Below are 26,513 nucleotides of genomic sequence, written 5' to 3'. Positions count from 1 at the left end.
GCGGTCCGGGCCTCGTCGCCTCGTCTGTGGCGCGCGCGCTCAGGTCGCTGCGCCGGCTCCGGCACCGTGCTCGGCAAGCAGCCGGTCGGTCTCGTCCTGCACGTGGGTGGCCAGCTCGGCGAACTTCGGTGCGTGCTCGCGCGCGTGGTGCGCGCAGAACAGCAGCTCTCCGACCGGGAGGATCACCCGGACATAGGCCTGCGCGCCGCAGCGGTCGCAGCGGTCGGCCGCGGTCAGTGGTTGCGTCATGGTGCCCGTCACAGATCCATACAACCATCTCGTTCCCGGTTTGATGGCACCGGGAGCGGGTGGTTCGCTCACCGCGTAGTGGACTGTGACCATGCCGAAACAAATCGAGATCTGACGTAACAGGGCAAACGGCGAGATAGCGACAGAAGGTGGTCGTCCGAGGTCCCGCCACGACGCAGGACGGCATGGCGCCGGGTCTTGTCGGGGCCGGCGGATACCATCGGGCCGTGACCACGACCTCCTCGCAGTCCGGCTACACGGCCCGGCACCTGTCGGTGCTGGAAGGCCTCGAGGCGGTGCGCAAGCGCCCCGGTATGTACATCGGCACCACCGACAGTCGCGGCCTGATGCACTGCCTGTGGGAGATCATCGACAACTCGGTCGACGAGGCCCTCGCAGGCTACGGCGACCGCATCGACATCGTGCTGCACGCGGACGGCTCGGTCGAGGTGCGTGACAACGGACGCGGTGTGCCGGTCGACGTCGAGCCCAAGACCGGCCTGACCGGAGTCGAGGTCGTGTACACGAAGCTGCACGCCGGAGGGAAGTTCGGTGGGGGCTCGTACGGCGCGTCCGGCGGGCTCCACGGCGTCGGTGCCTCCGTGGTCAACGCCCTGTCCTCGCGCCTCGACGTCGAGGTCGACCGCAACGGCCGCACGCACCGGATGACGTTCCGACGGGGCGAACCGGGAACGTTCGACGACCGAGGCGGCATCGGCCCGGACTCGGTCTTCGAGCCCTTCGTCTCCGGATCGTCGCTCGAGCTGGGCGCCAAGGTGGCGCGGGCCAGGACGGGCACACGCGTGCGGTACTGGGCGGACCCGCAGATCTTCCCGAAGACGGCGGTGTTCGCCTACGACGAGCTCGTCACGCGTGCGCGGCAGACCAGCTTCCTGGTGCCGGGCCTGACGCTGATGGTCCGCGACGAGCGCGGTGTCGCCGGGACGCCCGGCGCCGACGGCCCGCACGAGGAGACGTTCCTGCACAGCGGCGGCGTCGTCGACTTCGTCGAGCACCTCGCGCCGGACCCGGCGGTCACCGACACCTGGCGGCTCACCGGGTCGGGCACGTTCCACGAGACGGTTCCCGTGCTGGACGAGCGCGGCCACATGTCGGCGCAGGAGGTGTCGCGGCTGTGCGAGGTGGACGTGGCGCTGCGCTGGGGGACCGGGTACGACACCGAGGTCCGCAGCTTCGTCAACATCATCTCGACGCCGAAGGGCGGGACGCACCTCGCGGGCTTCGAGGCCGGTCTGCTGCGGACGCTGCGCAAGCAGGTCGAGGTGAACGCGCGCCGGTTGAAGATCTCCGCGAAGGACACCTCCGAGCGGATCGACAAGGAGGACGTGCTCGCAGGGATGACTGCCGTGGTCACGGTCCGCCTGGCCGAGCCGCAGTTCGAGGGGCAGACGAAGGAGGTCCTGGGCACCGGACCGGTCCGGGCGATCGTCGCTCGCGTCATCGACACCGAGCTCGGGGCGATCTTCTCCTCGCCGAAGCGCGACCACAAGGCACAGTCGTCGCTGCTGCTGGACAAGATCGTCGGCGAGATGCGTGCACGCCTGTCTGCACGCAAGCAGAAGGAGATCTCGCGTCGCAAGAATGCGCTCGAGACCAGCTCACTGCCCGCCAAGCTCGCCGACTGCCGGTCCGACGACGTCGGCCGCAGCGAGCTGTTCATCGTCGAGGGCGACAGCGCGCTCGGCACGGCCAAGCTGGCCCGCAGCTCGGACTTCCAGGCGCTGCTGCCCATCCGCGGCAAGATCCTCAACGTCCAGAAGGCGTCCGTCTCGGACATGCTCAAGAACGCCGAGTGCGCCGCGATCATCCAGGTAGTCGGCGCGGGGTCGGGCCGCACGTTCGACCTGGAGGCGGCGCGCTACGGGAAAATCGTGCTGATGACCGACGCCGACGTGGACGGTGCGCACATCCGCACCCTGCTGCTCACCCTCCTGTTCCGGTACATGCGACCGCTGGTGGAGGACGGTCGGGTGTACGCGGCGGTGCCCCCTCTGCACCGGATCGAGGTGATCGGTGGCGGCGGGCGAAAGAACGAGTACGTCTACACCTACTCGGAGGCCGAGCTCGCCGCGACGCTGAAGAAGCTCGACCGGGCCGGCAAGCGCTACAAGGACGACATCCAGCGCTACAAGGGCCTGGGTGAGATGGACGCCGACCAGCTGGCCGAGACCACCATGGACCCCCGGCACCGCACGCTGCGCCGCGTCACGGTGGCCGGTGCCGAGAAGGCCGAGCAGACGTTCGAGCTGCTGATGGGCTCGGACGTCGCACCCCGCAAGGACTTCATCATCGACGGGGCCGACGGGCTGGACCGCAGCCGCATCGACGCCTGAGCCCCTGACGACGGAGGCGGACATGTCCACCAGTCGACTCTTCGGCATGAGCTTTGCCCGCATCTACCCGCTCTACGTGCAGAAGGTCGAGCGGAAGAACCACGGCAGGCACGAGGTGGACGAGGTCATCACGTGGCTCACGGGGTACGACGCGGCCGGCCTCGAGCAGGCGATCGTCGACGAGACCGACCTCGAGACCTTCTTCGCGCGGGCTCCCGCATGGAACCCGCACGCCTCCCAGATCACGGGCGTCATCTGCGGCATGCGGGTCGAGGAGATCGAGGACCCGCTCGAGCAGAAGATCCGCTACCTGGACAAGCTCGTCGACGAGGTCGCGAAGGGCAAGAAGATGACGTCGATCCTGCGCGGCGGAGCCGGCTCTTAGGACGACCGGCGGTTTGGCTCACCGTTTTCGGTTGCTCTGCGCTGCTGGCGACGGGATCGTGAACACCGTGAACCCCATCGAGGCTTCCATCGTCGAGCGTGTCGCAGCACCCACCGAGCTACCGTCGCTCGACGGCCTCGCCCACCTGACCTGGCGCCCGTTGACCCGGGACGACGTCCCGGAGCTCACGCGCCTGGTCAACGCTGTCGAGGAGGCCGACCACCTTCCCTACCGCAGCTCGCAGGACGAGGTGGACGAGCGGTTCGACGGCGACTGGAAGGACCACGAGCGTGACACCCTCACAGGGGTCGACGCCGACGGGCGCATCCGCGCGTACGCGCAGGTGAACCAGCCGCCCGGGGACACCCGGGTGGTGCGGGCCTTCCTGGACGGTGGAGTCGACCCCCAGTGGCGTGGCCAGGGGATCGGTCGCGAGCTCCTGGCATGGTCGGCGGGGCGCGGGCGGCAGAAGATCGCTGAGTCCGGCAAGGAGCTGCCCGCACGTCTGGCGGTCTTCGTCGACGACGACGCCACGGCCACCGTCCGCCTCCTGCGTGCCGGCGGCTTCGCGGCCGCGCGGTTCTACGCCGAGATGAGGCGCCCGCTGGGCGATCCGCTCCCGGACGTCCCGGCGCCCGAGGGGCTCACCATCGTCCCCTGGTCCACCGAGCTGGACGACCAGGTTCGCCTCGCGCACAACGAGGCGTTCGCGGACCACTGGGGCAGCGAGCCGCGGACGGTCGACGAATGGGCGCAGGGTCGGAGCATGTTCGCCCCGACCTGGAGCTTCGTCGCGGTCGACGACGCCACGGGCGAGGTGGCGGGCTACCTGTTCTCGGGTCGCTACGAGCAGGACTGGGAGATCTCGGGGTACAGCGCCGGCTATACCGATCTGCTCGGCGTCCGGCGGGCCTGGCGCGGAAGGGGGCTGGCCGGGGCGCTCCTGAGCACCGCGATGGCGGTCTACAAGGCCGACGGGATCGAGTTCGCCGAGCTCGGCGTCGACACCGCGAACCAGTCGGGCGCGCACCGGCTGTACACGAATCTCGGCTACGCGGTCTTCCGCAGCTCCACGATGTTCGCGATCAACCTCTGACACACCTCACCCGGCTGGGTGGCACGGGGCGGGTCTGGGCGGGCTAGCATCGGGCGCGGCGGGACGACGATGTCCCGCCACACTGCTGCCGGTCGACGTCGTCCGGCGTCGAGGAGGTCGTCGTGGGACGGACGTTGTCCTGGGTCGCGCGCATCTGGGTCGCGGTCTTCGTCGTCGTCGCGCTCGTGCAGGTCGGCGCCGAGTGGGTCGGGGCCGAGGGCGTCGCCCAGGTCACCCAGTGGGCGCTCATGCCCGTGCTGGCAGGGGCTCTCGTTGCTGCGACCCGTTGGCCGCGCGGCCACCTGGTGACCTGGACGCTCGTCGCGCTCGGGTTCTCGTGGCTGGGCGACCTCGTGCCGTCGTTCGTCGCGGACGACGCAGCATTCCTGGTCATGGTCGGGTTCTTCCTGCTCGCCCAGGTGGCGTTCGTCGTCGCCTTCGCGCCGGACGCGCGACGTTCCGTGCTGCACCGACGCCCGGTGCTCCTGCTGCCGTACGCGGCCGTTCTGGTCGGCATGGTCGGGGTCTGTGCGAACGGCGCGGGATCGCTGGCGATCCCCGTCGCGGTGTACGGCGGTTGCCTGACCGCGATGGCGGTGCTGTCCACCGGCGTCGGACGCATGGCCGGCGTCGGGGGTGCCGTGTTCCTGATCTCCGACGGCTTGATCGCGCTGGACGAGTTCGTCCCGTCGTTCCACCTTCCGCAGCACGACTTCTGGGTCATGGTGACCTACGTGGCCGCCCAGGCGCTGATCGCGGCCGCGGTCGTGCTTCGCAACATGCAGCAGCGCCGTGCCCCGGAGCCGACCGCGCGGCCGGTCGTGAGCCGGCACGCGATGCCCGACAACGTGGTCCTCATGGTGCGCGCCGCGCGGACGCTCAGCCGACCGCGTGTACCGGTGCGCTGAGCGGCGTTCCCGACATGTCGCGTCGCGGGTCGAGCGCGGGCAGCTCGATCGGCTGACCGGCTGATCCCGTGGCCCAGGCGGGTGCGTCGCCGACCCACGCGAGGATCAGGGCGTCCTCGTTGCGCAGGAACCGGTGTGCGCGGACGCCTCCCGTGGCTCTGCCCTTGGCGGGGTACACCTCGAAGGGGCTGACCTTGGCGGAGCCGGCCTGGGTCCCCGGCAGCGCACCGGAGGCGCCGGCGACGGTCACGACGACGGCCGTGGCGGTCTGGTCGGCTCGAACGGCGCCGAACGCCACGACCCTCTGACCGGCTGCGAGCTTGATCCCGGCCATGCCGCCCGCGGCACGGCCCTGAGGTCGCACGGCCGACGCGGGGAAGTGCAGGAGCGAGGCGTCCGACGCCACGAGCACGAGCTCGTCGGTGTCACCGACCGTGACCGCGCCCACCACCTCGTCGCCGTCCCTGAGCGCGATCGTCTCCCACGCGTCCCGGTTGCCCGGGACGTCGCCGGACGCGACGCGCTTGACCGTGCCCTGGGCCGTAGCCAGCGCAAGGGTGGGCGAGTCGGCGGCCAGTGACGCCAGCCCCACCACGCGCTCGCGCGGCAGGAGCGTCACGACCTCGCCGAGCGGCACACCACCGGAGAGGCTCGGGGTGCCGTCCGTCGGTGGCAGTGCGGGCAGGTCGAGCACCGAGACGCGCACGATCCGGCCCTGCGACGTGACGACGCCGAGCTCGGCCCGCGCGGAGGTCAGCACGGTGCCCGAGACGACGTCGTGCTTCGCGCGACGGGCACCGTCGACGCGGGTCGGGAGCTCCTCGGACGCGGTCCGGGCGAGCAGGCCGGTCCCGGACAGAAGCACCCAGCAGGGAGTGTCCGCGATCTCGAGGGGTGCCGCAGAACCGCGCGCTGCGGGCGCGCCTGTGATGGACGTGCCCCCGGCGGACTCCAGCAGGATCGTCCGGCGCGGCGTGCCGTAGGTCGCGGCGACGTCGGCCATCTCCTCCGAGACGAGCGCGCGGAGCCGTGCGTCGTCGGCCAGGATCTCGCGCAGCTCGGCGATCTCCGCGGCGAGCTGCTCCTGCTCCTTCTCCAGCTCGATCCGCGAGAACCGGGTCAGGCGGCGCAGCCGCAGCTCCAGGATGTACTCGGCCTGTGGCTCGGACAGGTCGAAGACGCTGCGAAGCCGTGCTCGCGCGGTGTCGGCGTCGTCCGACGTGCGGATGACCTGGATGACCTCGTCGATGTCGACGATCGCGACGAGCAGGCCCTCGACCAGGTGCAGGCGCTCGAGCCGCTTGGCCAGCCGGAACTCCGAGCGCCGTCGTACGACGACCAGCCGGTGCTCGACCCATACGACGAGGAGCTCGCGCAGGCCGAGGGTCTTCGGCTGTCCGTCGACGAGCGCGACGTTGTTGATCGAGAACGAGTCCTCCAGCGGCGTGAACCGGTAGAGCTGCTCGAGCACGGCCTCCGGGACGAAGCCCGTCTTGATCTCGATGACGAGCCGCAGCCCGTGCGTCCGGTCCGTGAGGTCGATCGCGTCCGAGATGCCCGTGAGCTTCTTGGTCTGGACGCCCTCCTTGACCTTCTCGATGACCTTCTCGGGTCCGACGCCGTACGGCAGCTCGGTGATGACGATGCCCTTGCGCTTGGGCGTCACGTTCTCGATGCGGGCGGTCGCGCGGGTCCGGAACGCTCCACGGCCCGTCCGGTAGGCGTCGCGCACGCCGTCGAGGCCGACGATCTTGCCACCCGACGGCAGGTCGGGGCCGGGCACGAACCGCAGCAGGTCCTCGAGCGTCGCGTCCGGGTGCAGGACGAGGTGGCGAGCCGCCGCGACGACCTCGACGAGGTTGTGCGGCGCCATGTTCGTCGCCATGCCGACGGCGATCCCGGCCGCGCCGTTGACCAGCAGGTTGGGGATCGCCGCGGGGAGAACCTCCGGCTGGGTCAGCTTGTTGTCGTAGTTCGGGACGAAGTCGACGACGTCCTCGTCGAGGCCCGTCGTCATGGCCAGAGCGGCGGGCGCCATCCGGGCCTCGGTGTACCGGGGTGCGGCCGGTCCGTCGTCGAGCGAACCGAAGTTGCCGTGGCCGTCGATCAGGGGCAGGCGCAGCGAGAACGGCTGCGCGAGCCGGACCATGGCGTCGTAGATCGCCGTGTCGCCGTGCGGGTGCAGCCGGCCCATGACGTCGCCGACGACGCGCGCCGACTTCACGTACGGACGGTCCGGGCGCAGACCCATCTCCGACATCTGGAAGAGGATGCGGCGCTGCACCGGCTTGAGCCCGTCGCGGGCGTCCGGCAGGGCGCGGGAGTAGATGACGGAGTACGCGTACTCGAGGAACGAGCCCTCCATCTCCGTCGCGACGTCGATGTCGACGATGCGTTCGACGACGTCGTCGGGTGGGACGTCGGGGGTCGCGGGGCGACGCGCCATCGTTGATGCTCCTCGGGGCAGGACTGCGGTGCGGCGACCATTGTGGACCGTCCGTGCCCCGGACCGGCGCCGACAGGCCGCGGCGCGCAGGGCGTCGCACTAGCCTGACGGACATGGCAGACGTCGCCGGCGGGGCCGATGAGGGTTCCGCCTACCCGGCCGGGTGGGAGGCGGACGTCGTGCTGCACGACGGGTCCACCACGCACATCCGGCCCATCCTGCCCAGCGACGCCGACGCGCTGCAGGCGTTCCACGTCGCCCAGTCCGAGCGCTCTACCTACCTGCGGTTCTTCGCCGCCATGGATCGGCTGTCCGAGCGGGACCTGCAGCGGTTGGTGACGGTGGACCACGTCGCCCGGGTGGCGCTGGTCGCGGTCGCGAACGTCGGGGGGACCGACCAGATCATCGGGGTCGCGCGGTACGACCGCATCGACGACGACGACGCGGAGGTCGCGTTCAACGTCGCCGACGCGCACCAGGGCCGGGGGCTCGGATCGGTGCTGCTCGAGCACCTGGCCGCGGCGGCTCGTGAGCGGGGGGTCGGACGGTTCGTCGCCGAGGTGCTGCCGCAGAACGGTCGGATGATCGCCGTGTTCCGCGAGGCCGGCTACGTCGTGCGGCAACGCACCGAGGACGGCGTCGTCGCGCTCGGGTTCGACATCGACCCGACCGACCGCTCGCTCGCCGTGATGGCCGACCGCGAGCACCGCGCGGAGGCGCGTTCCGTGCGGATGCTCCTGGAGGCGCGCTCCGTCGTCGTGGTCGGACCGGGGACCGACGACTCCTCGCTCGCCGGACGGCTCGCCTCGACCGTGCTTCTCGACCTGCGCGCTGGCGACCCGGACCTGGTGGTCCACAGCGTCGGAGTGCCAGGCGAGCCTGCACGGAGCCTGGTGGACGTGCTGGGACCGGTCGGCCTGGCGATCGTCGCCGTGCCGTCCGACGACGCAGTCGGCGTGATCGGGGACCTGGCTTCCCTCGGGGTCCGTGGCGTGGTGCTGCTGTCCGCCGGGTTCGCGGAGGACGGACCGGACGGGTTGGAACGGCAGCGGTCGCTGCTCCGTGCCGCCCACGGCAGCGGGATGCGCGTCGTCGGGCCCGGCTCCTACGGGCTCCTTGCGCACCGAGGCGGGGCACTGCTCAACGCGTCCCTCGCCCAGTCGCCACCACCCGAGGGCAGGATCGGGCTGTTCTGCCAGTCCGCGCCGATGGCCGTGGCCCTGCTTGCGGCAGTGCGCCGGCGCGGGATCGGGCTCTCCGAGTTCGTCTCCGCCGGGCACCGTGCCGACGTCTCGGGCAACGACCTCATGCAGTTCTGGGCCGACGACGACACCACGGACGTCGTCGGGCTCTACCTCGAGTCGATCGGGAACCCACGCAAGTTCAACCGCGTCGCCCGCCGGTTGTCGCAGCTCAAGCCAGTGGTCGTCGTGACGGCCGGACGGTCCGGTCAGGTGGTCCCGCCGGGGCACGCCGTCCGCGCCACGCACGCGCCGCCCCGCACTCTCGCCGAGATGCTGCGCCAGGCCGGCGTGGTGCGCGTCGACAACACCCACCAGCTGCTGGACGTGGCGCAGGTGCTGGCGCACCAGCCCCTCCCGGCGGGTCGACGTGCCGCGATCCTGGCGAGCTCCGCCTCGACCGCGGCGCTCGTGGCGGAGGCGGCGACCGCCGCGGGACTCGTCGCGTCCGGGCGTGTCGTCCTGCTGCCTGAGGACGCCGACGGCGACCAGGTCCGAGCCGCGGTCGCCGCCCTGTACGACGACCCTGACAGCGACGTCGTCATCGCCGTGCGCATCCCGACGGTCGGTGGGCCGGACCCCGTGCTGCAGACCGAGCTGGCGACGGCGGCAGCTCGCACAGGTCGGACGACGGTCGCGTGCATGGACGAGCTCCACGGCCTGACGCCCGAGCTGACGGCGACCGACCCCCAGGGTCGGAGCTGGACCGTACCCGCCTACAGCACGCCTGAGGACAGCGCCCTCGCGCTGGGCAGGGCGGCCAAGTACGCGCACTGGCGGTCGGTGGACCGGGGGCTGCCGCTGCACCCGAGCGGTGCCGACACGCGGACCGCGCGCCGCATCGTCGCCGGCTGGCTGCCGCGCGACGGGGGTGCCCTGGCGTTGGACCCGGCACAGGTCGACGCGCTGCTCTCGTCCGTCGGCGTCGAGGTCGTCCCGTCGTACCCGGTGCGGGACGCCGACCACGCCGTCGCGGCGGCCGAACGGATCGGCTGGCCGGTCGCCCTCAAGACGACGGTCTCCGCGCTACGGCACCGGGCGGACCTCGGGGGTGTCCGGCTCGACATCGCCGACGAGGCCGAGCTGCGCGGTGACGTCGGCGAGGTGCTGGCTCTCGCGGAGGCGTTCGACGCGCCGGCCGACGGTCTGCCGCTGGAGGTCCAGGCGATGGCGCCGCACGGGTCGGCGTGCGTGGTGCGCTCGGTGGAGGACCCGCTGTTCGGCCCGATCATCAGCTTCGGGCTCGCCGGGGACGCCTCCGACCTCCTCGGCGACGTCGCCTACGGCGTCCCGCCCCTCACGGACGTCGACGTCGCCGAGCTCGTGCGGTCGGCGAGGGCGGCGCCGCGGCTCTTCGGGTACCGGGGCCTGCCGGCACTCGACGTCGGCGCCCTCGAGGAGCTCATCGCGCGCGTCGCCGTGCTGGCGGACGACCTGCCCGAGCTGCGGTCGCTCGAGCTCAACCCGGTCGTCGTCTCGGAGCGTGGGGCGGTCGTGCTCGGTGCTCGCGCGTCCGTGGCCCGCGCCGATCGGGCCGACGCGACGCGGAGGCTGTCATCCACATGAGCAGCCCGCCAGACCGCGACGAGTGGGAGGATGTCCGGGTGTCTGCTCCCGCCACCGACCTGCGCGTCGACCTCCACCGTGCCGGCTACTACCCGGAGCTCGTCGGCGACGTGCTCGACGTGGCCCTGGCCGACGAGGACGTCGTCGCCCACCTCGTCCATCCCGAGACGACGTTCGACGCGGCCGAGGTGCGCCGTCACGTCACGGTTCTGGTCCTGACGCCGACGCGGCTCGTCGTCGCCCACGTGGACGACCATCCGGCGGACTCCGAGCACCCGTCGGCGAGTGCGTCGGCGACCACGGAAGCCGTCCCGATCGCCGAGCTGAAGTCCATCGCCCTGACGCACGTGGTCGGGCAGCCCGACAAGCACCAGGCCGGTACGGGCGCGTCCGAGCTCACTCTCGTGATCGGCTGGGGGGCGGTCTCCCGCGTCGACCTCGAGCCCGCCACCTGTGGCGATCCGAGCTGCGACGCCGACCACGGCTTCACCGGCACGCTCGCGCCGGACGACGTCGTCGTCCGCGTCAGCGCGCTCGCGGAAGGCGCCGAGTCGGTCCGAGCCGCGACGGCGTTCGCCCGGCAGCTCTCGGCGGCCAGCGCGCGCGCACGATGACGGACCTCGGGCGTCTGGAGTCGGCCGCGTCGGTGGACGCGTTCGAGGCCGCGGACCTGCTGACCCCCAACTCGTCGTACCCCTGTCTGGGTAGTGTCCTCCCGGCCGTGGCCGGTGCCCTGGCCGTCGACCTGCCAGGCGCGGCGCACGCCCAGCAGGTCCTCGGACTGCCGTCCGCGTCCCGCGTGTGCGTCGTGCTGGTCGACGGGCTCGGCTACGCGAACCTCTCTGAACGTGCGGGCCACGCTCCGTTCCTGCGCCGGGAGCTGGGCGGCTCCACTCCACTCACCAGCACGTTCCCGTCCACGACGGCCACCGCCATGGGCACGTTCGGGGTGGGAGTCCCGCCTGGGCGCACCGGGATGCTCGGCTACACGGTCCGGGACCCCGCCACCGGGCTGCTGGGCAACCTCGTGAGCTGGACCAACCTGCCCCCGGCGCGCGAGTGGCAGCGCGAACCGACGGTGTTCGAAGGTCTCACCGGCGCCGGCACCACCGTGACGAGCATCGGTCCGGCACGGTTCGCAGGGTCGGGCCTCACGGAAGCGGCGCTGCGGGGGCCGGTGTACGCGCGGGCCGAGTCGCTCGCCGACCGGATCGACGCGACCGTGGACGCGCTGCGCAAGCCCGGTGTCGCCTACCTCTACTGGGGCGACGTGGACAAGGCCGGCCACCACTACGGCTGGGGGTCGCTGCAGTGGGGCGACGCGCTCGCCGAGCTGGACGCCGAGCTGGGGCGGCTCGCGCGGAGCCTCCCCAAGGACGCCGTGCTGCTGGTGACGGCCGACCACGGCATGGTGGACGTGGACCTGAGCCAGCGCTGGGACATCGCGACGAACCCGGCGCTGGGTGACGGGGTGGAGCTGGCTGCGGGGGAGCCACGCGCGCTGCACCTGCACCTGGAGCGCGGTGCCGACCCGGACGGGGTCGTCGGCCGCTGGCGTGACGTCCTCGGTTCCGCCGCGGTCGTCGCCACACGTGAGGAGGCCTCCGGGCAGGGGTGGTTCGGCGAGGTGGCCGACCACGTGGCGCCGATCATCGGGGACGTCGTCGTCGCGATGACGGGACGGGCGACCGTCGTCGACTCGGCGACGCAGACCCCCGCGTCGCTCGAGCTGATCGGCGTGCACGGGTCGCTCACCCGGCACGAGATGCTGGTGCCGTGCATCGTCGTCGCATGAGCCGCCCGCAACCTGAGGTGGTCTGACCGGTGGCCGAGCTCGTCTTCTTCTCCGGGACGATGGACTGCGGCAAGTCCACGCTGGCGCTGCAGATGCACCACAACCACGCCGCACGTGGCCGCGACGGGGTGCTGTTCACGCGCCAGGACCGCGCGGGCAAGGCCGTCATCTCGTCGCGACTCGGCCTGACGCAGCGTGCCCACGAGGTCGAGGACTCCACGGACTTCTGGGCCGACGTCATCGCACGGCGCACGCACGGGCACCCGGTCGACTACCTGATCGGCGACGAGGCGCAGTTCTACACCGCGCAGCAGGTCGAGCAGCTGGCGAGGGTGGTCGACGAGCTCGGAGTCGACGTGTTCGCCTTCGGCATCTCGACGGACTTTCGCGCCCGACTCTTCCCGGGGGCCGCTCGTCTGGTCGAGCTTGCGGACCGCGTCGAGGTGCTGCAGGTCATGGCGTTGTGCTGGTGCGGTGCCCGCGCGACCCACAACGCCCGCACCGTCGGCGGGGCGATGGTGGTCGAGGGTGAGCAGGTGGTCATCGGTGACGTCGACTCGGGTGCAGACGAGGTCGGGTACGAGGTGCTGTGCCGCCGGCACCACATGCGCCGGATGACCGCGGCGGCGGCGCGAGCGATGTCACCGTCGATGCCGACGTTCGACTTCGACGTAGGCTGAGACCTACTCGGGCTTCGCCCCGAACACGATCTCGTCCCAGCTCGGGACCTTGGCGCGCCCCCGACGCGCCGCGCGCGGGCGGTCGTCGTGCTCGGGCTGCTCCGGACGCTCGGGCTGCTCGGTCGCGAGCCCGATCGGCGTCGGGACGATCGACGGCACCGGGTAGACGACGGCCTCCTCGGCTTCGTCGGCGTCCACGGGGTGCGCGCCAGGAGCCTCGGTCTCGGCCCGCCCGAAGTCGAACGCGTGCTGCGGTCCGAAGCCCTCGAACTCCTCGGTGTCGTCGTCCAGCTCCAGCTCCAGGGCCTGACGGACGCCGCGACGGTCGCGCAGGTCGTCGAGGAGTGCGGCCGTCTCGTCCTGCGGGTCCGGTGCAGGTTCGGGGGCTGCCTCCTGCGCAGGCGCCGCACCGCCCGTGCGGATCGTGGTGCCGTCGGACTGGAAGTCGAACACGACGTCCCGGACGGCCGCGAGGTGCCGCCGCGACACGGGCTCGTCGGGGAGCTCGGTCTCGGAGAGCCAGCGGGCCTCGTCCTCGTCGGCTACGACGGTGCGCTTCGACGGGTCGAAGATCCAGCGCGCCTCCCGCTCGGAGTCGCCCACGGTGAACCGTGCGAGAACGACCCACGGACCGTTGGCGTCGCGGGCGGAGTCCCAGGCGAGCGATGCGAGGTCCACACCACGGGCCGCCAGGCGGTCGGTGACCAGATCGCCGAGGACCGGCGCACCCATCTCCCGACCGACGCGCGTGCCACGAGCCTGCTCGGCGACGTGCTCGCGCTCGGCCAGCACCGGTCCTTCGTACCTGCGGACCCGTTCGACGGCCAGGCCGGCCGACTCGGCCACCTCCTGCGTCGTCGCACCGGCACGGATGCGGGCCTGGATCTCCCGTGGGCTCAGGGTTCCGGCGCTCTCGGCGCGCAGCTGTTCGAGCTGCGGACGGTCGCGGCGCACGGCAGCACGCAGCGGCTCGTCGATGCGCAGCCGGAATCGCGCACCGTCCGGACCCACCAGGACGAGATGCTCCCCGTCCTCGTGCAGACCCACCAGCTCGAGCTCAGCCATTCGACCTCCCAGTACCTCGGCACGAGCCTGCCATCGATCCGGCCCTGAGCCGTGGACCCCGGACGGTGCGCCGCGGGGAGCGCTGCGAGGATGAGCGGGTGAACGAAGACATCCCGACCCTGATGCTGGTTGCCGAGTCCGTCGCGCGCGAGGCGGCCGAGCTGGTGCGAGAGGGCCGCCAGGGTGACGTCTTCGTCGCGGCGACCAAGACGAGCGCGCAGGACGTCGTCACCGCCATGGACCTGGCTTCGGAGGCGCTCCTGCGCCGCCGGCTCGCGGAGCTGCGGCCCGAGGACGGGATCCTCGGGGAGGAGGATGCGCTGACCCCGAGCTCGTCCGGCACGTGGTGGGTGGTCGACCCGATCGACGGCACGGTGAACTACCTGTACGGCCTCCCGGCGTACGCGGTGTCGGTCGCGGCCGTGAGCTCGCCCGACGGTACGGATCCCGACCCGGCGACGTGGACGGTGCTGGCGGGGTGCGTCGTCGCACCGCAGGACGGTCGCGTCTTCCTCGCCGGCCGCGGCCGCGGAGCCACGCTCGACGGGCGGCCCCTGCGGGTCAACGACGCGCAGCCGCTCATCGCCTGCCTCGTGGGCACGGGGTTCGGCTACGTGGCGGCCCGGCGTCGCGCGCAGGCCCGTGTGGTGGCCGGCCTTCTGCCGCGGGTACGTGACATCCGTCGCATCGGGTCGGCCGCTCTCGACCTGTGCACGCTCGCGGCCGGGGGGCTGGACCTGTACTACGAGCGAGGTCTGCAGCCCTGGGACCTCGCGGCAGGATCACTCGTCGCGCAGGAGGCGGGTGCCGTGGTCACAGGCCTGCGCGGGCGCCCCGCGGGGGAGGCCATGACGGTCGCCGGACCGCCCGGCAGGGTCGAGGAGCTGGTGGCCTTCCTCGAAGCATCTGACGCTGACCAGGACAGTTGACCAACGAGCCTGATCACGGCCGATGTTCCGTCACTGTTCGCGCTACCGGCAGATCTGGTGCAGAATCCCACCGCGACCGGGAACAAAACGCTGTCACGGCGCATTGTTCACGCGTACGAGTTCCCCCCAAGACACGGAGTGTGACGCCAGACATGGCTACCGACTACGACGCCCCGCGCAAGACCGAGGAGGACCTGAGCGAGGACTCGCTCCAGGAGCTCCAGGCTCGGCGCTCCGACAAGAACTCGGGCGTGGTGGACGAGGACGAGACCGAGGCGGCCGAAGGGTTCGAGCTCCCTGGAGCTGACCTGTCGGGCGAAGAGCTCTCCGTGCGCGTGCTGCCCCGTCAGGCTGACGAGTTCACCTGCTCCAGCTGCTTCCTCGTGCATCACCGCAGCCAGCTCGCCTACGAACGAGACGGACACCCCGTCTGCTCCGAGTGCGCCGCCTGACGCCCTCATCTGTCTGACGGCCGGTCGCCCCGTGGGCGGCCGGCCGTCTGCGTTCAGGAGCCGGTCAGCGCGACGGCCAAGGCCGCCGGACGACGCGTCGAGACGATCCAGTACGGCGTCGGGTCCAGGGGATCGACGAGATCGACCTTGACCGCGGTGTGGATCCACCCGCGCAGGCAGAGGTACGCACGGGCATCGAGGCGAGGTCCCAGCTCCGCACGCGCCGCGGTCGCGTCCAGCGCCTCCACGCCGCCGACGAGACTCAGCGGTATCTGGGCCCGGCCCGCGTACAGCGTCGTGCCGTCGACGCGCACGACGGGCGCCGTCGACACGAGAGCGACCAGTCCGCCGACGAGGGTGACCGCACCCAGCACGACCGCCAACCGCACGTCCACAGGGACGAACGCGATCCCGAGCATCACCGCGAACAGCGTCAGCAGCACCCAACCGAGCGGTCCGAGCGTGAGCCGTTCCGAGTAGATCGTGCGCGTGGGGACCGGTGCGGGCAGCGAAGTGTCGCCGGGAACGTCGGGCATGCCCCCAGCATCCCACCCGGGCCGGTAGGGTCTGGCCCCGTGACGGCCGACCACCACCCCGAGGTCCTCCTGCAGCTGCTGGAGCCGGACCTGCCCGAACCGACGTACGCGCACCCGGGTGACGCGGGCGCCGACCTGGTCACGCGCATCGACGTCGTGATCCCGCCGCAGGGGCGGGTGACCGTCCCCACGGGCGTGGCGATCGCGCTGCCTGACGGCTACGCCGCGTTCGTCCACCCGCGGTCGGGTCTGGCTATGCGGCACGGGCTGACCATCGTCAACGCGCCCGGCACGGTCGACGCCGGCTACCGGGGCGAGATCGCGGTGACGCTGCTCAACACCGACGTGGAGCACGCCCTCGAGCTGCACCGCGGCGACCGCATCGCGCAGCTGGTGATCCAGCGGGTCGAGCGTGCGCGGTTCGTCGCGGTCGATCACCTTCCGGGGTCGCACCGCGGCGACGGCGGGTTCGGGTCGAGCGGAGGATGGAAGGCGGCACCGGCCGGCTAGGTCCGTCCCTGCGGCGGGACTAGTGTTTTCGGGTCGGCGATGTCCACCGGCAGAGGACCCGCCCACCGGGCGTCGAGCCGTCGGCGCCCGGATGCGTCGCCAGAAGAACGGTGTTGGGTCAGAGGACGGTCTGCGCTCGTGCAGGCAGGAACGTGCGCCACCGCGCGCGCGTCGAGGAGGAGTGAGCAACGTGGGTCTGTTCCGACGTGGCGCGAAGGACGCCGCCACCGATGAGGTGAGCGACGCGACCGATGAGTCGGTCGACACCGAGGACGAGTCGGTCGACACGGAGGTGGACGAGCTCGACGAGGTGGTCGAGGTCGCGGCCGAGCCGTTCGAACGCGTCGGCGGCCCGTGGGACGCGGACGAGGTGGACGACGACGTCGTGCGGGTGGACCTCGGTGCGATCCGGCTGCCGGGCGTGCAGGGCATGGAGCTGCGCATGGAGATCGACAAGGCGACGGACACCGTCTCCGCCGCGTCGATCCTGCTCGACGGCTCGTCGCTGCAGGTCCAGGCGTTCGCCGCTCCGCGCACCGAGGGCATCTGGGACGAGATCCGCGGCGAGATCGCGGAGTCCGTGACCCAGCAGGGTGGATCGGTCGACGACCTGCCTGGGCCCTTCGGGCGCGAGCTGCTCGCCCGGCTGCCCACCCGTACGCCCGAGGGTCGGACCGGTCACCGACCTGCCCGGTTCATCGGTGCCGACGGCCCGCGCTGGTTCGTCCGCGGGGTGCTCACGGGCCGCGCTGCGGTCGATCCCGCGGCAGCCGCGATGCTGGAGACGATCTTCGCGGGCATCGTCGTGGTCCGCGGCACTGACGCGCGTGCCCCGCGCGACCTGCTCACGCTCACGCTCCCCAGCACGGAGGAGCCCGCCGAGCCGGAGTCGGACGAGCCCGAGCAGCCGAGCTTCGACCCGCTGACCCGCGGCCCAGAGATCACGGAGACCCGATGAGCCTCAAGGAACGCCTGAGGATGGCCGTCGCCTCGCAGGCCGAGATCGAGGCCGACGAGGAGCGCCAGGACGCGCACCGGTCGGTCGGTTGCACGCCCGTCGACCAGCTCGCCAACCGCTCGCGCGCGAGCGTCTCGGGGGTCATCCGGTCCGTCACGCTGAGACCCCGCGAAGGTGTCCCCGCGCTGGAGGCCGAGCTGTACGACGGCAGCGGCTCGCTGGACCTCGTCTGGCTCGGACGGCGTGAGATCGCGGGGATCGCACCCGGTCGACGGCTGAAGATCGAGGGCCTCGTGTGTCTCGTCGACGGTCGCCGGACCGTGTTCAACCCGCGCTACGAGCTGCGGCCGCGTCCCGGTGAGTGATCCCTACCGAGGCGACGGACCCATCGACGGTATCGACGCGATCGACGACGTCGTCCCGCCCGAGGAGGGTGGGCTGCGCGGACTGCGTGCGCTGACGGCCCAGGAGTTCTCCGCCAAGGATGCCGTCGGCGGCGTCCGCGGGATCGTCGAGTCCGTCGCACCGGGACTGCTGTTCGTCGTCGTCTACCTGGCCACCGGTCAGGACCTCAAGCCGGCGCTGATCGCGGCGAGCGCGGCGGCCGTCGTCGCCGTGATCGTGCGACTGGTCCAGCGCACACCGGTCACACAGGCGTTCTCCGGGCTGCTGGGCGTCGGGATCGGCGTCTTCTGGGCCTGGAAGACGGGCGACGCGAACAACTACTTCGCCTACGGCCTGTGGGTCAACGTCGCGTACTTCCTTGCGACGTTGGTGTCGATCATCGTCGGCTGGCCGCTTGTCGGTCTGATCTTCGGCCTGTTCCGTCCCGAGGGCCCCCTGTCGAGCACGGGCAGCTGGGGTGCGGTCGTCGCGTGGCGCGACGACCCGGTGCTCCGGCGCCGGTACGCGCTCGCGACGTGGCCCTGGGTGGCCCTGTTCGGCCTTCGCCTGGCCGTCCAGGTGCCGCTGTACTTGGCGTCGGCGACCGGTTGGCTGGGCACGGCCAAGCTCGCGATGGGTCTGCCGGGGACCGCGCTCGCCCTCTGGGTCAGCTGGACGCTGGTCCGCGGGTCAGGATCTGTTCCAGCTCAGACTCGTCCGCATCCCGCCCCGTGACGAAGAGCAGCTCGTCGCGGCCCTCGAGGGTGTCGTCCGGGCTGGGAGCGATGGGGCGTGTGTCGCGCACGATGGCGGCGAGAACGGTGTCTGCCGGCCACTCGATCTGACCGACACGCATCCCGGCCAGCGGGGAGTCCTCGGGGAGCGTCAGCTCGAGGATGTCCGCGCGCGACTGGTGGAACGTGAAGATTCGCACGAGGTCGCCGACGGTGACGGCCTCCTCGACCATGGCCGTCATGATGCGAGGCGTCGAGACGGCGACGTCCACGCCCCACGCCTCGTCGAACATCCACTCGTTCTTCGGGTTGTTCACGCGGGCGACCGTGCGGGGGACGCCGAACTCCGTCTTGGCAAGCAGCGAGATGACCAGGTTCGCCTTGTCGTCGCCGGTCGCGGCGACGACGACGTCGGCCTCGTCGGCCTTGACCTGGCGCAACGTGGGCAGCTCGCACGCGTCGGCCAGCAGCCAGTCGGCATCGGCCACCTGCGACACGCGCATGGCGGACGGCTGCCGGTCGATCAGGGTGACCTCGTGCCCGTGACCGAGGAGCTCGCGCGCGATGGACCGGCCGACCGAACCGGCTCCGGCGATGACGACCCTCACTCGGACACCGCCGGCGGCGAGGTGAGGATGCGTTCGACCAGGGCGGACTCGGCGGCCAGCAGCAGCACGTGCACGGTGTCGTTCTCCTGCAGGACGGTGGTCGGCGTGGGCAGGATGCCCTCCCCGTAGCGGGTGACATAGGCGACGCGGGCACCGCTGGCCTCTTCGAGGGCACGCAGCGGCTTGCCCACCCAGCCCTCGTGGATGTCGATCTGCGAGAGCTGGATCTTGCCCGAGTGGTCGCGGTACTCGTCGGTCGCACCCATCGGCAGCAGTCGACGAAGGACCTGGAACGCGGTCCACCGGACCGTGGCGACGGTCGGGATGCCGAGGCGCTGGTAGATCTCGGCGCGGTGCGGGTCGTAGATGCGAGCGACGACGTTCTCGATCCCGAAGGTCTCGCGCACCACCCGAGCCGCCAGGATGTTCGAGTTGTCCCCGTCGGAGACGGCGGCGAAGGCGAACGCGTCCTCGATGCCGGCCTGCGTGAGCGTGTCACGGTCGAAGCCGAGACCCGTGACCTTGTTGCCCTCGAAGCTCGGGTCGAGGCGACGGAACGCCTCAGGGTTCTGGTCGATGACGGACACCGAGTGCCCGTGTTCCTCGAGGTTCTGCGCCAGAGTGGCGCCGACTCGTCCGCAGCCCATGATCACGAAGTGCACATGCGCACGCTATACGGCCGGCGAGGTCCGTGACGTCCGGGTCCACGTTGTCGTGCGTTGGTGGTGTCACCGAGCCGTGGGGCGCCTAGCATGACCCATCGTGTCGGACCTCTCGGATGCCGCCAAACGCCTGCTGCTCGGACGTCCAGTCCGGAGCGACCGGCTCGGCCACACGCTCATCCCCAAGCGCATCGCCCTGCCCGTCTTCGCCTCGGACGCGCTGTCGTCCGTGGCGTACGCGCCCGACGAGATCCTGCTGACGCTCTCGCTCGCGGGAGCCACTGCCCTGGTGATCTCGCCGTGGGTCGGCCTCGCGGTGGCTTTCGTGATGCTCGTCGTCGTCGCGTCCTACCGGCAGAACGTCCACGCCTACCCGTCGGGGGGCGGTGACTACGAGGTCGCGACGACGAACCTCGGCAGGAATGCCGGTGTCACCGTGGCCAGCGCCCTGCTGGTCGACTACGTGCTCACCGTCGCCGTGTCGATCTCCTCGGGCGCACAGTACGCGGCGACCGCCTTCCCGCCGCTGCGGGGGCACGAGGCGGCGTTCGCGGTCGGACTCGTCGTCCTGCTCACGCTCGCCAACCTGCGCGGCGTGAAGGAGTCGGGGACGCTGTTCGCGGTTCCCGTCTACCTGTTCATGTTCGCCATCGGGTCCGTCGCCGTCGTCGGCGCCATCCAGTACGCCACGGGCAACCTCGCGATGGCCGAGAGCTCGGACCTGCAGCTGCTGCCCAGCGCGAACTTCGACCAGGGCCTCACCGGGCTCGCGGGGTTCTTCCTGATCCTGCGTGCGTTCGCGTCCGGTTGTGCGGCGCTCACGGGTGTCGAGGCGATCAGCAACGGCGTCCCGGCCTTCAAGAAGCCGAAGTCGAAGAACGCGGCGACGACTCTGGCTCTGCTCGGCGGCATCTCGGTGACGATGATCCTGTCGATCCTGCTGCTCGCACGCGCGACGGGGGTCACCTTCGCGGACGACCCGATGACGCAGCTGACCCGCAACGGCCAACCCGTCGAGTCCACCTACATCCAGCACCCGGTGATCAGCCAGCTGTCGACCGCGGTGTTCCAGAACATCCCGTGGATGGCGGTCATCGTCTCCATCGTGACCGGCCTCATCCTCGTCCTGGCCGCCAACACCGCCTTCAACGGGTTCCCTGTGCTCGGGTCGATCCTGGCGCGCGACGGCTTCCTTCCCCGCCAGCTGCACACCCGCGGCGACCGGCTGGCGTTCTCCAACGGGATCGTCACGCTGGCCCTCGCCGCGATCGCGCTCATCATCGCGTTCGACGCCGAGGTCACCCGGCTCATCCAGCTCTACATCGTCGGCGTCTTCGTCTCGTTCTCGGTCAGCCAGTTCGGCATGGTCAAGCACTGGACGCGCCACCTGCGCACGGAGGCGGACCCGGACGCACGGGCGCGGATGAAGCGGTCGCGCGTCATCAACAGCATCGGGTTCGTCATGACCGCCACGGTGCTCGTGGTCGTGCTCATCACGAAGTTCACGCACGGCGCGTACATCGCGCTGCTCGCCATGGCGATCGTGTTCGGGCTCATGCAGTCCATCCACCGGCACTACAGGCAGGTCCGCGAAGAGCTGGCACTGGGCGCCGATGCCGAGTCGGCACGCGCCCTGCCGAGCCGGGTGCACGCGATCGTGCTCGTCAGCCACCTCCACCGTCCGACGATGCGGGCCCTGTCCTACGCCCGTGCGTCGCGACCCCAGATCCTCGAGGCCGTCACGGTCGGTGTGGACCCGGAGGACGTCGAAGCACTGCGCACGCAGTGGGAGGAGCTCGCGATCCCCGTGGCGCTGCGCGTGCTCGACTCGCCGTTCCGCGAGATCACGCGTCCCGTCCTGACGTACGTGCGCGCGATCCGGCGAGACAGCCCGCGCGACCTGGTCGTCGTCTACATCCCCGAGTACGTCGTCGGGCACTGGTGGGAGCAGCTGCTGCACAACCAGAGCGCGCTTCGGCTCAAGGGGCGACTGCTGTTCACGCCCGGCGTCGTGGTCGCCTCCGTGCCGTGGCAGCTGGCGTCGACCGAGGGCCAGACGGGGCTCGAGGATCCGGTCCGGGGTACCGTTCCGCGTGGCTACTGATCCCCAGACCCCTGTCGTCGAGCTCGAGATCGGGCCTGTCGCCCACGGCGGGCACTGCGTCGCGCGGCACGAGGGTCGGGTCGTCTTCGTCCGGCACACGCTGCCTGGTGAGCGCGTCCGGGCGCGCCTGACGGACTTCGGTGACACCGCCAAGTTCTGGCGCGCCGATGCGGTCGAGGTCCTCGACGCGTCGCCGGACCGCGTCGAGTCGGTCTGGCCGGCAGCCGGTCCGGGCGGCGTCGGCGGCGGTGAGCTCGCCCACGTGTCGCTGAGTGGTCAGCGGGCCTGGAAGACGGCGGTACTGGCGGAGCAGCTCCAGCGGCTGGCCAAGCTCGACCTCGACGTCCCGGTACAGGCGGCGTCGGGCGACGACGAGCGCGGCGGCCTCGGCTGGCGCACCCGGATCGACCTGGTCGCCGACGCCGAGGGTCGTGCCGGCATGCACGGGTTCCGCTCGCACACGATCAAGATCCTCGACTCGATGCCGCTGGCCAGCGAGGCGATCGCCGCGCTGGACCTGTTCGGCCGCCGGTGGACCGCGGGCGCGCGGGTCGAGGCCGTCGCCCCGTCGAGCGGCGACACGCCGATGGTCCTCGTCGACGAGGCACCGTTCGACCTGGGTCGCGGTCGCATGGACGGTCGGACGAACGCCCGCACGGCGGTGCGCGAGCACGTGCAGGTGGGGGAGCGCGGCTACACGTTCCGGGTCGCAGGCGCCGGGTTCTGGCAGGTGCACCGGGAGGCGCCCGAGCTTCTGGTCAAGGCCGTGCTCGCCGGGCTGGGCGACGTCGACGGTGCCGCGGTGCTCGACCTCTATGCCGGGTCGGGCCTGTTCACCGCGCCCTTGTCGGATGCGGTGGGTGAGACCGGCGAGGTCGTCTCCGTCGAGGGTGACGCGCGAGCCGTGAAGGACGCCCGGCGCAACCTCCATGACCGCGGGAACGTCGAGCTGCACTCGGGGGATGTCGCGCAGGTGCTCACCGGACGCGTCGATGCGGACTCCGACGTCGTGCACGCGGACGCCGTCGTTCTGGACCCGCCGCGCACCGGCGCCGGGCGGGCCGTCGTCGCCGGGATCACCGCACTGCGGCCGGAGCGTGTGGTCTACGTCGCGTGCGACCCGGCCGCACTCGCGCGGGACATCGCCTTGTTCGCCGCCGACGGCTACGGGCTGGCAGACCTTCGGGCCTACGACCTCTTCCCCATGACGCACCACCTCGAGGCGATCGCGGTCCTGACGCGCTGAGGCGCTGCACACCGGCGGGCGCGGCACTAGCGTGGATCGCGTAGCCGGATCGCGCGGCCCGGCAGATGGGAGCGGCACCGTGAGCGACAAGGATCCGGTGAGCCGGCTGGCAGAGGCGAAGCGGCTGGTCACCCAGGAGCTCCACAAGCAGGGCACGCCCGAGTACGACCCGCGGTCGCACGAGCGTGCGATCGAGGCCGAGCGCAAGGCGCAGGACGCCGTCGACGCGGAGCAGGCCGCGAAGCGCTGAACCCGCCCCTGGCGTCGGGCCGGCATCCGAAAGGTCCCCGCACCCGCGGCGGCGCCACCAGCACGTGGCGCCGCCGCCTCCCGTGGGCGCCGTCGGCCCCCGTCGTGAGACGGGGGCCGAACTGCGTGCGGTGGGCGTCCGGAGCATGTATCTTGATGTCGAGATAAATAGCGGACCGCGCCCCGTAGGGTGGCAGGACGCACTCCCCAGCCGTCCGGGTGAACCCGTCCCCGGCATGCTCTCCAGCGAAGGAGCCCCCCGTGAGCAGCGTCGACAGCTTCGGTTCGAAAGGAACTCTCGAGGTCGGTGACGCCTCCTACGAGATCTACCGCCTCTCCGCCGTCCCGGGGGTGGAGAAGCTCCCGTTCAGCCTGAAGGTGCTGGCAGAGAACCTCCTGCGCACCGAGGACGGTGCGAACATCACCGCCGACCACGTCAACGCGCTCGCGACGTGGGACCCGGACGCGCAGCCCGACACGGAGATCCAGTTCACGCCGGCGCGCGTGATCATGCAGGACTTCACCGGTGTGCCCTGCGTGGTCGACCTGGCGACCATGCGCGAGGCGGTCGTCGACCTCGGCGGCGACGCCACCCGCATCAACCCCCTGGCACCCGCCGAGCTGGTCATCGACCACTCGGTGCAGATCGACGTCGCCGGTCGCGCCGACGCGTTCGAGCGCAACGTCGCGCTGGAGTACGAGCGCAACCGCGAGCGGTACCAGTTCCTGCGCTGGGGCCAGACCGCGTTCGACGACTTCAAGGTCGTCCCGCCGGGCACCGGCATCGTGCACCAGGTGAACATCGAGTACCTGGCGCGCGGCGTCATGGTCCGCGATGGCAAGGCCTATCCCGACACCTGCGTCGGCACCGACTCGCACACCACGATGGTCAACGGCCTCGGCGTCCTCGGCTGGGGCGTCGGCGGCATCGAGGCCGAGGCGGCCATGCTCGGCCAGCCCGTGTCGATGCTCATCCCGCGCGTCGTCGGCTTCAAGCTCACCGGCACGATCCCGTCCGGGGTCACGGCGACGGACATCGTCCTGACGATCACCCAGAAGCTGCGGCAGCACGGCGTCGTCGGCAAGTTCGTCGAGTTCTACGGCGAGGGCGTCGCGTCGGTGCCGCTGGCCAACCGCGCGACCATCGGCAACATGAGCCCCGAGTTCGGCTCGACCGCCGCGATGTTCCCGATCGACCACGTGACCCTGGACTACCTGCGCCTGACCGGCCGGTCCGAGGAGCAGCTGGCGCTCGTCGAGGCGTACGCCAAGGAACAGGGCATGTGGCTCGACCCGACGCTCGACTCCTACGTCGAACCGGTCTTCTCCGAGTACCTCGACCTCGACCTCTCCACGGTCGTCCCGTCCATCGCGGGTCCGAAGCGTCCGCAGGACCGGATCGAGCTGTCGCGGGCCAAGGAGCAGTTCCAGCGCGACCTGCCGACGTACGCGCCCGAGGCCGCCAACGGTGTCGACGAGGCGGAGGAGGAGTCGTTCCCGGCGTCCGACTCGCCTGCGATCACCTCGTCGGCCACGCGCGTCTACCCGACGACGGACAGCGAGGGCCGGTCCTTCGACCTGTTCCACGGCGCCGTCGCCATCGCGTCCATCACCAGCTGCACCAACACGTCGAACCCGTCGGTGATGATCGCCGCGGCCCTCGTCGCGAAGAAGGCCGTGGAGAAGGGCCTCACCGCCAAGCCGTGGGTCAAGACCTCCATGGCGCCGGGCTCGCAGGTCGTGACCAACTACTACGAGAAGGCCGGCCTGTGGCCGTACCTCGAGAAGCTGGGGTTCCACCTGGTCGGCTACGGCTGCGCCACCTGCATCGGCAACTCGGGACCGCTGGACGAGAAGGTCTCGGAGACCGTGCAGGAGCACGACCTGGCCGTCGCGGCCGTGCTCTCCGGCAACCGCAACTTCGAGGGGCGCATCAACCCCGACATCAAGATGAACTACCTGGCGTCCCCGCCGCTGGTCATCGCGTACGCGCTGGCCGGGACCATGGACTTCGACTTCGAGTCGGACCCGCTCGGTCGCGACGAGGCCGGTCAGCCGATCTTCCTGCGGGACATCTGGCCGTCCCCGGAGGAGGTCCAGGCGACGATCGACGCGTCGATCGACCGCGCCATGTTCACGGCGGACTACGCCGACGTGTTCACCGGCGACGAGCGGTGGCGCTCGCTGCCGACCCCCGAGGGTGACACCTTCGAGTGGGACCCGGAGTCGACCTACGTGCGCAAGCCCCCGTACTTCGAGGGCATGCAGGCGACGCCTTCGCCGGTCGTCGACTTCCACGGCGCCCGGGTGCTGGCCAAGCTCGGCGACTCGGTCACCACCGACCACATCAGCCCGGCCGGCTCGATCAAGGCCGACAGCCCCGCCGGCCTGTACCTGGCGGAGCACGGTGTCGAGCGTCGCGACTTCAACAGCTACGGCTCGCGCCGCGGCAACCACGAGGTCATGATCCGCGGCACGTTCGCCAACATCCGGCTGCGCAACCAGCTCGTCCCGGGCGTCGAGGGCGGCTTCACGCAGAACCTCCTGACCGGCGAGCAGACCTCCATCTACGACGCGTCCCAGGCCTACCAGGAGGCCGGCATCCCGCTGGTCGTGCTGGGCGGCAAGGAGTACGGCTCCGGTTCGTCGCGCGACTGGGCCGCCAAGGGCACCAGCCTGCTGGGCGTCAAGGCGGTCATCACCGAGAGCTTCGAGCGGATCCACCGCTCCAACCTCATCGGGATGGGCGTGCTGCCGTTGCAGTTCCCGGACGGTGAGTCGGCCGACTCGCTCGGGCTGGACGGCACGGAGACGTTCGACATCGTCGGCGTCACCGCGCTGAACGACGGCACGACCCCGCGCACGCTGGCGGTCACGGCGACGAAGACGGACGGTTCCGTCGTCTCGTTCGACGCCGTGCTCCGCATCGACACCCCCGGCGAGGCGGACTACTACCGCAACGGCGGCATCCTGCAGTACGTGCTGCGGCAGGTCGCCGGCGTGGCCTGACGGCTCCACAGCTCGGGCCCGGTCCCCTCGCGGGGCCGGGCCCGCGGTTCTTGCCGCTCGCCGAAGCGCAACGCTCACGTTTCCGCTCGACGAGCGACGGTCGGCTGGACCTGCAGGTCGGCACGGTGCGGTGCCGGCCCCGACGGCCTCAATGGCGACCTCGTGACGTCACCAGGGCTGCCCGTGCACCGGTACCCACGCGCGGCCTGTGCTGTCGCGGGCGGTCTCCAAGATCGGGACATTGGTCATGGCGGGGGCCGCTGCGCCGAGCGAGTGAAAGCCGTGTGCGGTTGTCCGGATTGATGACCGGTGTGGGGGATGGCGTCCGCTATGAGGTCCCCGTCCTA

At 71.2% G+C, this 26,513-nt stretch carries 24 protein-coding genes; 18 read left to right on the top strand and 6 right to left on the bottom strand.

Going from position 1 to position 26,513, the window contains the following annotated elements:
- Positions 1 to 39: 39 nt before the first annotated feature.
- Positions 40 to 249: a hypothetical protein gene (locus tag I847_RS0103515; protein ID WP_196804457.1), complete on the bottom strand. Its 210-nt coding sequence runs from the start codon at positions 247 to 249 to the stop codon at positions 40 to 42.
- A 227-nt stretch (positions 250 to 476) separates the two neighbouring features.
- Between I847_RS0103515 and I847_RS0103510 the strand changes: the two genes are divergently transcribed.
- From I847_RS0103510 to I847_RS0103495, 4 genes are all read left to right on the top strand, one after another.
- Entirely contained in the window at positions 477 to 2,603 is a 2,127-nt protein-coding gene (locus tag I847_RS0103510) for a type IIA DNA topoisomerase subunit B (protein WP_028048583.1), read from the top strand.
- A gap of 22 nt (positions 2,604 to 2,625) precedes the next feature.
- Entirely contained in the window at positions 2,626 to 2,988 is a 363-nt protein-coding gene (locus I847_RS0103505) for a DUF2200 domain-containing protein (protein WP_028048582.1), read from the top strand.
- A gap of 67 nt (positions 2,989 to 3,055) precedes the next feature.
- Complete coding sequence (locus tag I847_RS0103500; RefSeq protein ID WP_231384055.1) at positions 3,056 to 4,084, top strand: GNAT family N-acetyltransferase; 1,029 nt, start codon at positions 3,056 to 3,058, stop codon at positions 4,082 to 4,084.
- A gap of 122 nt (positions 4,085 to 4,206) precedes the next feature.
- Positions 4,207 to 4,992, top strand: a complete 786-nt coding sequence (locus tag I847_RS0103495; RefSeq protein WP_028048580.1) for a lysoplasmalogenase — start codon at positions 4,207 to 4,209, stop codon at positions 4,990 to 4,992.
- On the opposite strand, the gene I847_RS0103490 is transcribed toward I847_RS0103495, so the two are convergent.
- On the bottom strand, positions 4,964 to 7,438 hold the full coding sequence (locus I847_RS0103490; RefSeq protein ID WP_028048579.1) for a DNA topoisomerase (ATP-hydrolyzing) subunit A: 2,475 nt from the start codon (positions 7,436 to 7,438) through the stop codon (positions 4,964 to 4,966). The two genes, I847_RS0103495 and I847_RS0103490, sit on opposite strands and share 29 nt — an antisense overlap.
- 113 nt (positions 7,439 to 7,551) lie before the next feature.
- On the opposite strand from I847_RS0103490, the gene I847_RS0103485 reads away from it, so the two are divergent.
- Genes I847_RS0103485 through I847_RS0103470 form a run of 4 tightly spaced genes read left to right on the top strand, consistent with a single transcriptional unit; the run spans position 7,552 to position 12,720 of the window.
- The gene (locus tag I847_RS0103485) at positions 7,552 to 10,245 is read left to right on the top strand and encodes a GNAT family N-acetyltransferase (protein ID WP_028048578.1); all 2,694 of its coding nucleotides are present in this window, start codon (positions 7,552 to 7,554) and stop codon (positions 10,243 to 10,245) included.
- Entirely contained in the window at positions 10,242 to 10,859 is a 618-nt protein-coding gene (locus I847_RS0103480) for a DUF5998 family protein (RefSeq protein ID WP_051274413.1), read from the top strand. The genes I847_RS0103485 and I847_RS0103480 overlap by 4 nt, the downstream gene beginning before the upstream one ends.
- Positions 10,856 to 12,040, top strand: coding sequence for an alkaline phosphatase family protein (locus I847_RS0103475; RefSeq protein WP_028048576.1), 1,185 nt, complete (start codon positions 10,856 to 10,858; stop codon positions 12,038 to 12,040). Before I847_RS0103480 ends, I847_RS0103475 begins: the two co-directional genes overlap by 4 nt.
- 29 nt (positions 12,041 to 12,069) lie before the next feature.
- Positions 12,070 to 12,720: a thymidine kinase gene (locus tag I847_RS0103470; protein ID WP_028048575.1), complete on the top strand. Its 651-nt coding sequence runs from the start codon at positions 12,070 to 12,072 to the stop codon at positions 12,718 to 12,720.
- Between the two features lie 3 nt (positions 12,721 to 12,723).
- Here the strand turns inward: I847_RS0103470 and sepH are convergent, their stop codons facing one another.
- Positions 12,724 to 13,785 carry a septation protein SepH gene (gene sepH / locus I847_RS0103465; RefSeq protein WP_028048574.1) on the bottom strand — a complete coding sequence of 354 codons (1,062 nt, stop codon included), beginning with the start codon at positions 13,783 to 13,785 and terminating at the stop codon, positions 12,724 to 12,726.
- A 122-nt stretch (positions 13,786 to 13,907) separates the two neighbouring features.
- On the opposite strand from sepH, the gene I847_RS0103460 reads away from it, so the two are divergent.
- Both I847_RS0103460 and I847_RS0103455 read left to right on the top strand, forming a co-directional pair.
- Entirely contained in the window at positions 13,908 to 14,714 is an 807-nt protein-coding gene (locus I847_RS0103460; protein ID WP_034609145.1) for an inositol monophosphatase family protein, read from the top strand.
- 152 nt (positions 14,715 to 14,866) lie between these two features.
- Entirely contained in the window at positions 14,867 to 15,166 is a 300-nt protein-coding gene (locus I847_RS0103455; RefSeq protein ID WP_028046491.1) for a DUF4193 domain-containing protein, read from the top strand.
- Positions 15,167 to 15,219: 53 nt separating this feature from the next.
- Here the strand turns inward: I847_RS0103455 and I847_RS0103450 are convergent, their stop codons facing one another.
- The gene (locus I847_RS0103450; protein ID WP_028048572.1) at positions 15,220 to 15,702 is read right to left on the bottom strand and encodes a DUF3093 domain-containing protein; all 483 of its coding nucleotides are present in this window, start codon (positions 15,700 to 15,702) and stop codon (positions 15,220 to 15,222) included.
- Between the two features lie 39 nt (positions 15,703 to 15,741).
- On the opposite strand from I847_RS0103450, the gene dut reads away from it, so the two are divergent.
- The 4 genes from dut (at position 15,742) to I847_RS21725 (ending at position 18,289) form a co-directional block, all read left to right on the top strand.
- Positions 15,742 to 16,212, top strand: coding sequence for a dUTP diphosphatase (gene dut / locus I847_RS0103445; protein ID WP_028048571.1), 471 nt, complete (start codon positions 15,742 to 15,744; stop codon positions 16,210 to 16,212).
- A 190-nt stretch (positions 16,213 to 16,402) separates the two neighbouring features.
- Complete coding sequence (locus I847_RS0103440; RefSeq protein WP_028048570.1) at positions 16,403 to 17,170, top strand: DUF3710 domain-containing protein; 768 nt, start codon at positions 16,403 to 16,405, stop codon at positions 17,168 to 17,170.
- The gene (locus tag I847_RS0103435; RefSeq protein ID WP_028048569.1) at positions 17,167 to 17,535 is read left to right on the top strand and encodes an OB-fold nucleic acid binding domain-containing protein; all 369 of its coding nucleotides are present in this window, start codon (positions 17,167 to 17,169) and stop codon (positions 17,533 to 17,535) included. The genes I847_RS0103440 and I847_RS0103435 overlap by 4 nt, the downstream gene beginning before the upstream one ends.
- Positions 17,528 to 18,289, top strand: coding sequence for a DUF3159 domain-containing protein (locus tag I847_RS21725; RefSeq protein WP_231384054.1), 762 nt, complete (start codon positions 17,528 to 17,530; stop codon positions 18,287 to 18,289). Before I847_RS0103435 ends, I847_RS21725 begins: the two co-directional genes overlap by 8 nt.
- Here the strand turns inward: I847_RS21725 and I847_RS0103425 are convergent.
- Positions 18,222 to 18,896 (bottom strand): TrkA family potassium uptake protein, encoded by a 675-nt coding sequence (locus I847_RS0103425; protein ID WP_028048568.1) that lies wholly within the window; start codon positions 18,894 to 18,896, stop codon positions 18,222 to 18,224. The two genes, I847_RS21725 and I847_RS0103425, sit on opposite strands and share 68 nt — an antisense overlap.
- Positions 18,893 to 19,543 (bottom strand): TrkA family potassium uptake protein, encoded by a 651-nt coding sequence (locus tag I847_RS0103420; protein ID WP_028048567.1) that lies wholly within the window; start codon positions 19,541 to 19,543, stop codon positions 18,893 to 18,895. The genes I847_RS0103425 and I847_RS0103420 overlap by 4 nt, the downstream gene beginning before the upstream one ends.
- A gap of 115 nt (positions 19,544 to 19,658) precedes the next feature.
- Here I847_RS0103420 and I847_RS0103415 point away from each other — a divergent pair, with 115 nt between their 5' ends.
- The 4 genes from I847_RS0103415 (at position 19,659) to acnA (ending at position 26,166) form a co-directional block, all read left to right on the top strand.
- Entirely contained in the window at positions 19,659 to 21,662 is a 2,004-nt protein-coding gene (locus I847_RS0103415; protein WP_028048566.1) for an APC family permease, read from the top strand.
- Positions 21,652 to 22,908 (top strand): class I SAM-dependent RNA methyltransferase, encoded by a 1,257-nt coding sequence (locus I847_RS0103410; protein WP_028048565.1) that lies wholly within the window; start codon positions 21,652 to 21,654, stop codon positions 22,906 to 22,908. Before I847_RS0103415 ends, I847_RS0103410 begins: the two co-directional genes overlap by 11 nt.
- Before the next feature lie 79 nt (positions 22,909 to 22,987).
- The gene (locus I847_RS0103405) at positions 22,988 to 23,158 is read left to right on the top strand and encodes a hypothetical protein (RefSeq protein WP_028048564.1); all 171 of its coding nucleotides are present in this window, start codon (positions 22,988 to 22,990) and stop codon (positions 23,156 to 23,158) included.
- Positions 23,159 to 23,418: 260 nt separating this feature from the next.
- A complete protein-coding gene (gene acnA / locus I847_RS0103400; protein WP_028048563.1) occupies positions 23,419 to 26,166 on the top strand; it encodes an aconitate hydratase AcnA in 2,748 nt (915 codons plus the stop codon).
- The last annotated feature ends 347 nt before the right edge of the window (positions 26,167 to 26,513 follow it).

Origin of the sequence: Cellulomonas sp. URHD0024 (genome assembly GCF_000426185.1) — a bacterium.
Lineage (GTDB): Bacteria > Actinomycetota > Actinomycetes > Actinomycetales > Cellulomonadaceae > Cellulomonas.
The sequence above is the reverse complement of the archived record's forward strand: the minus strand, read 5'-3'. Positions and strand labels throughout refer to the sequence as shown.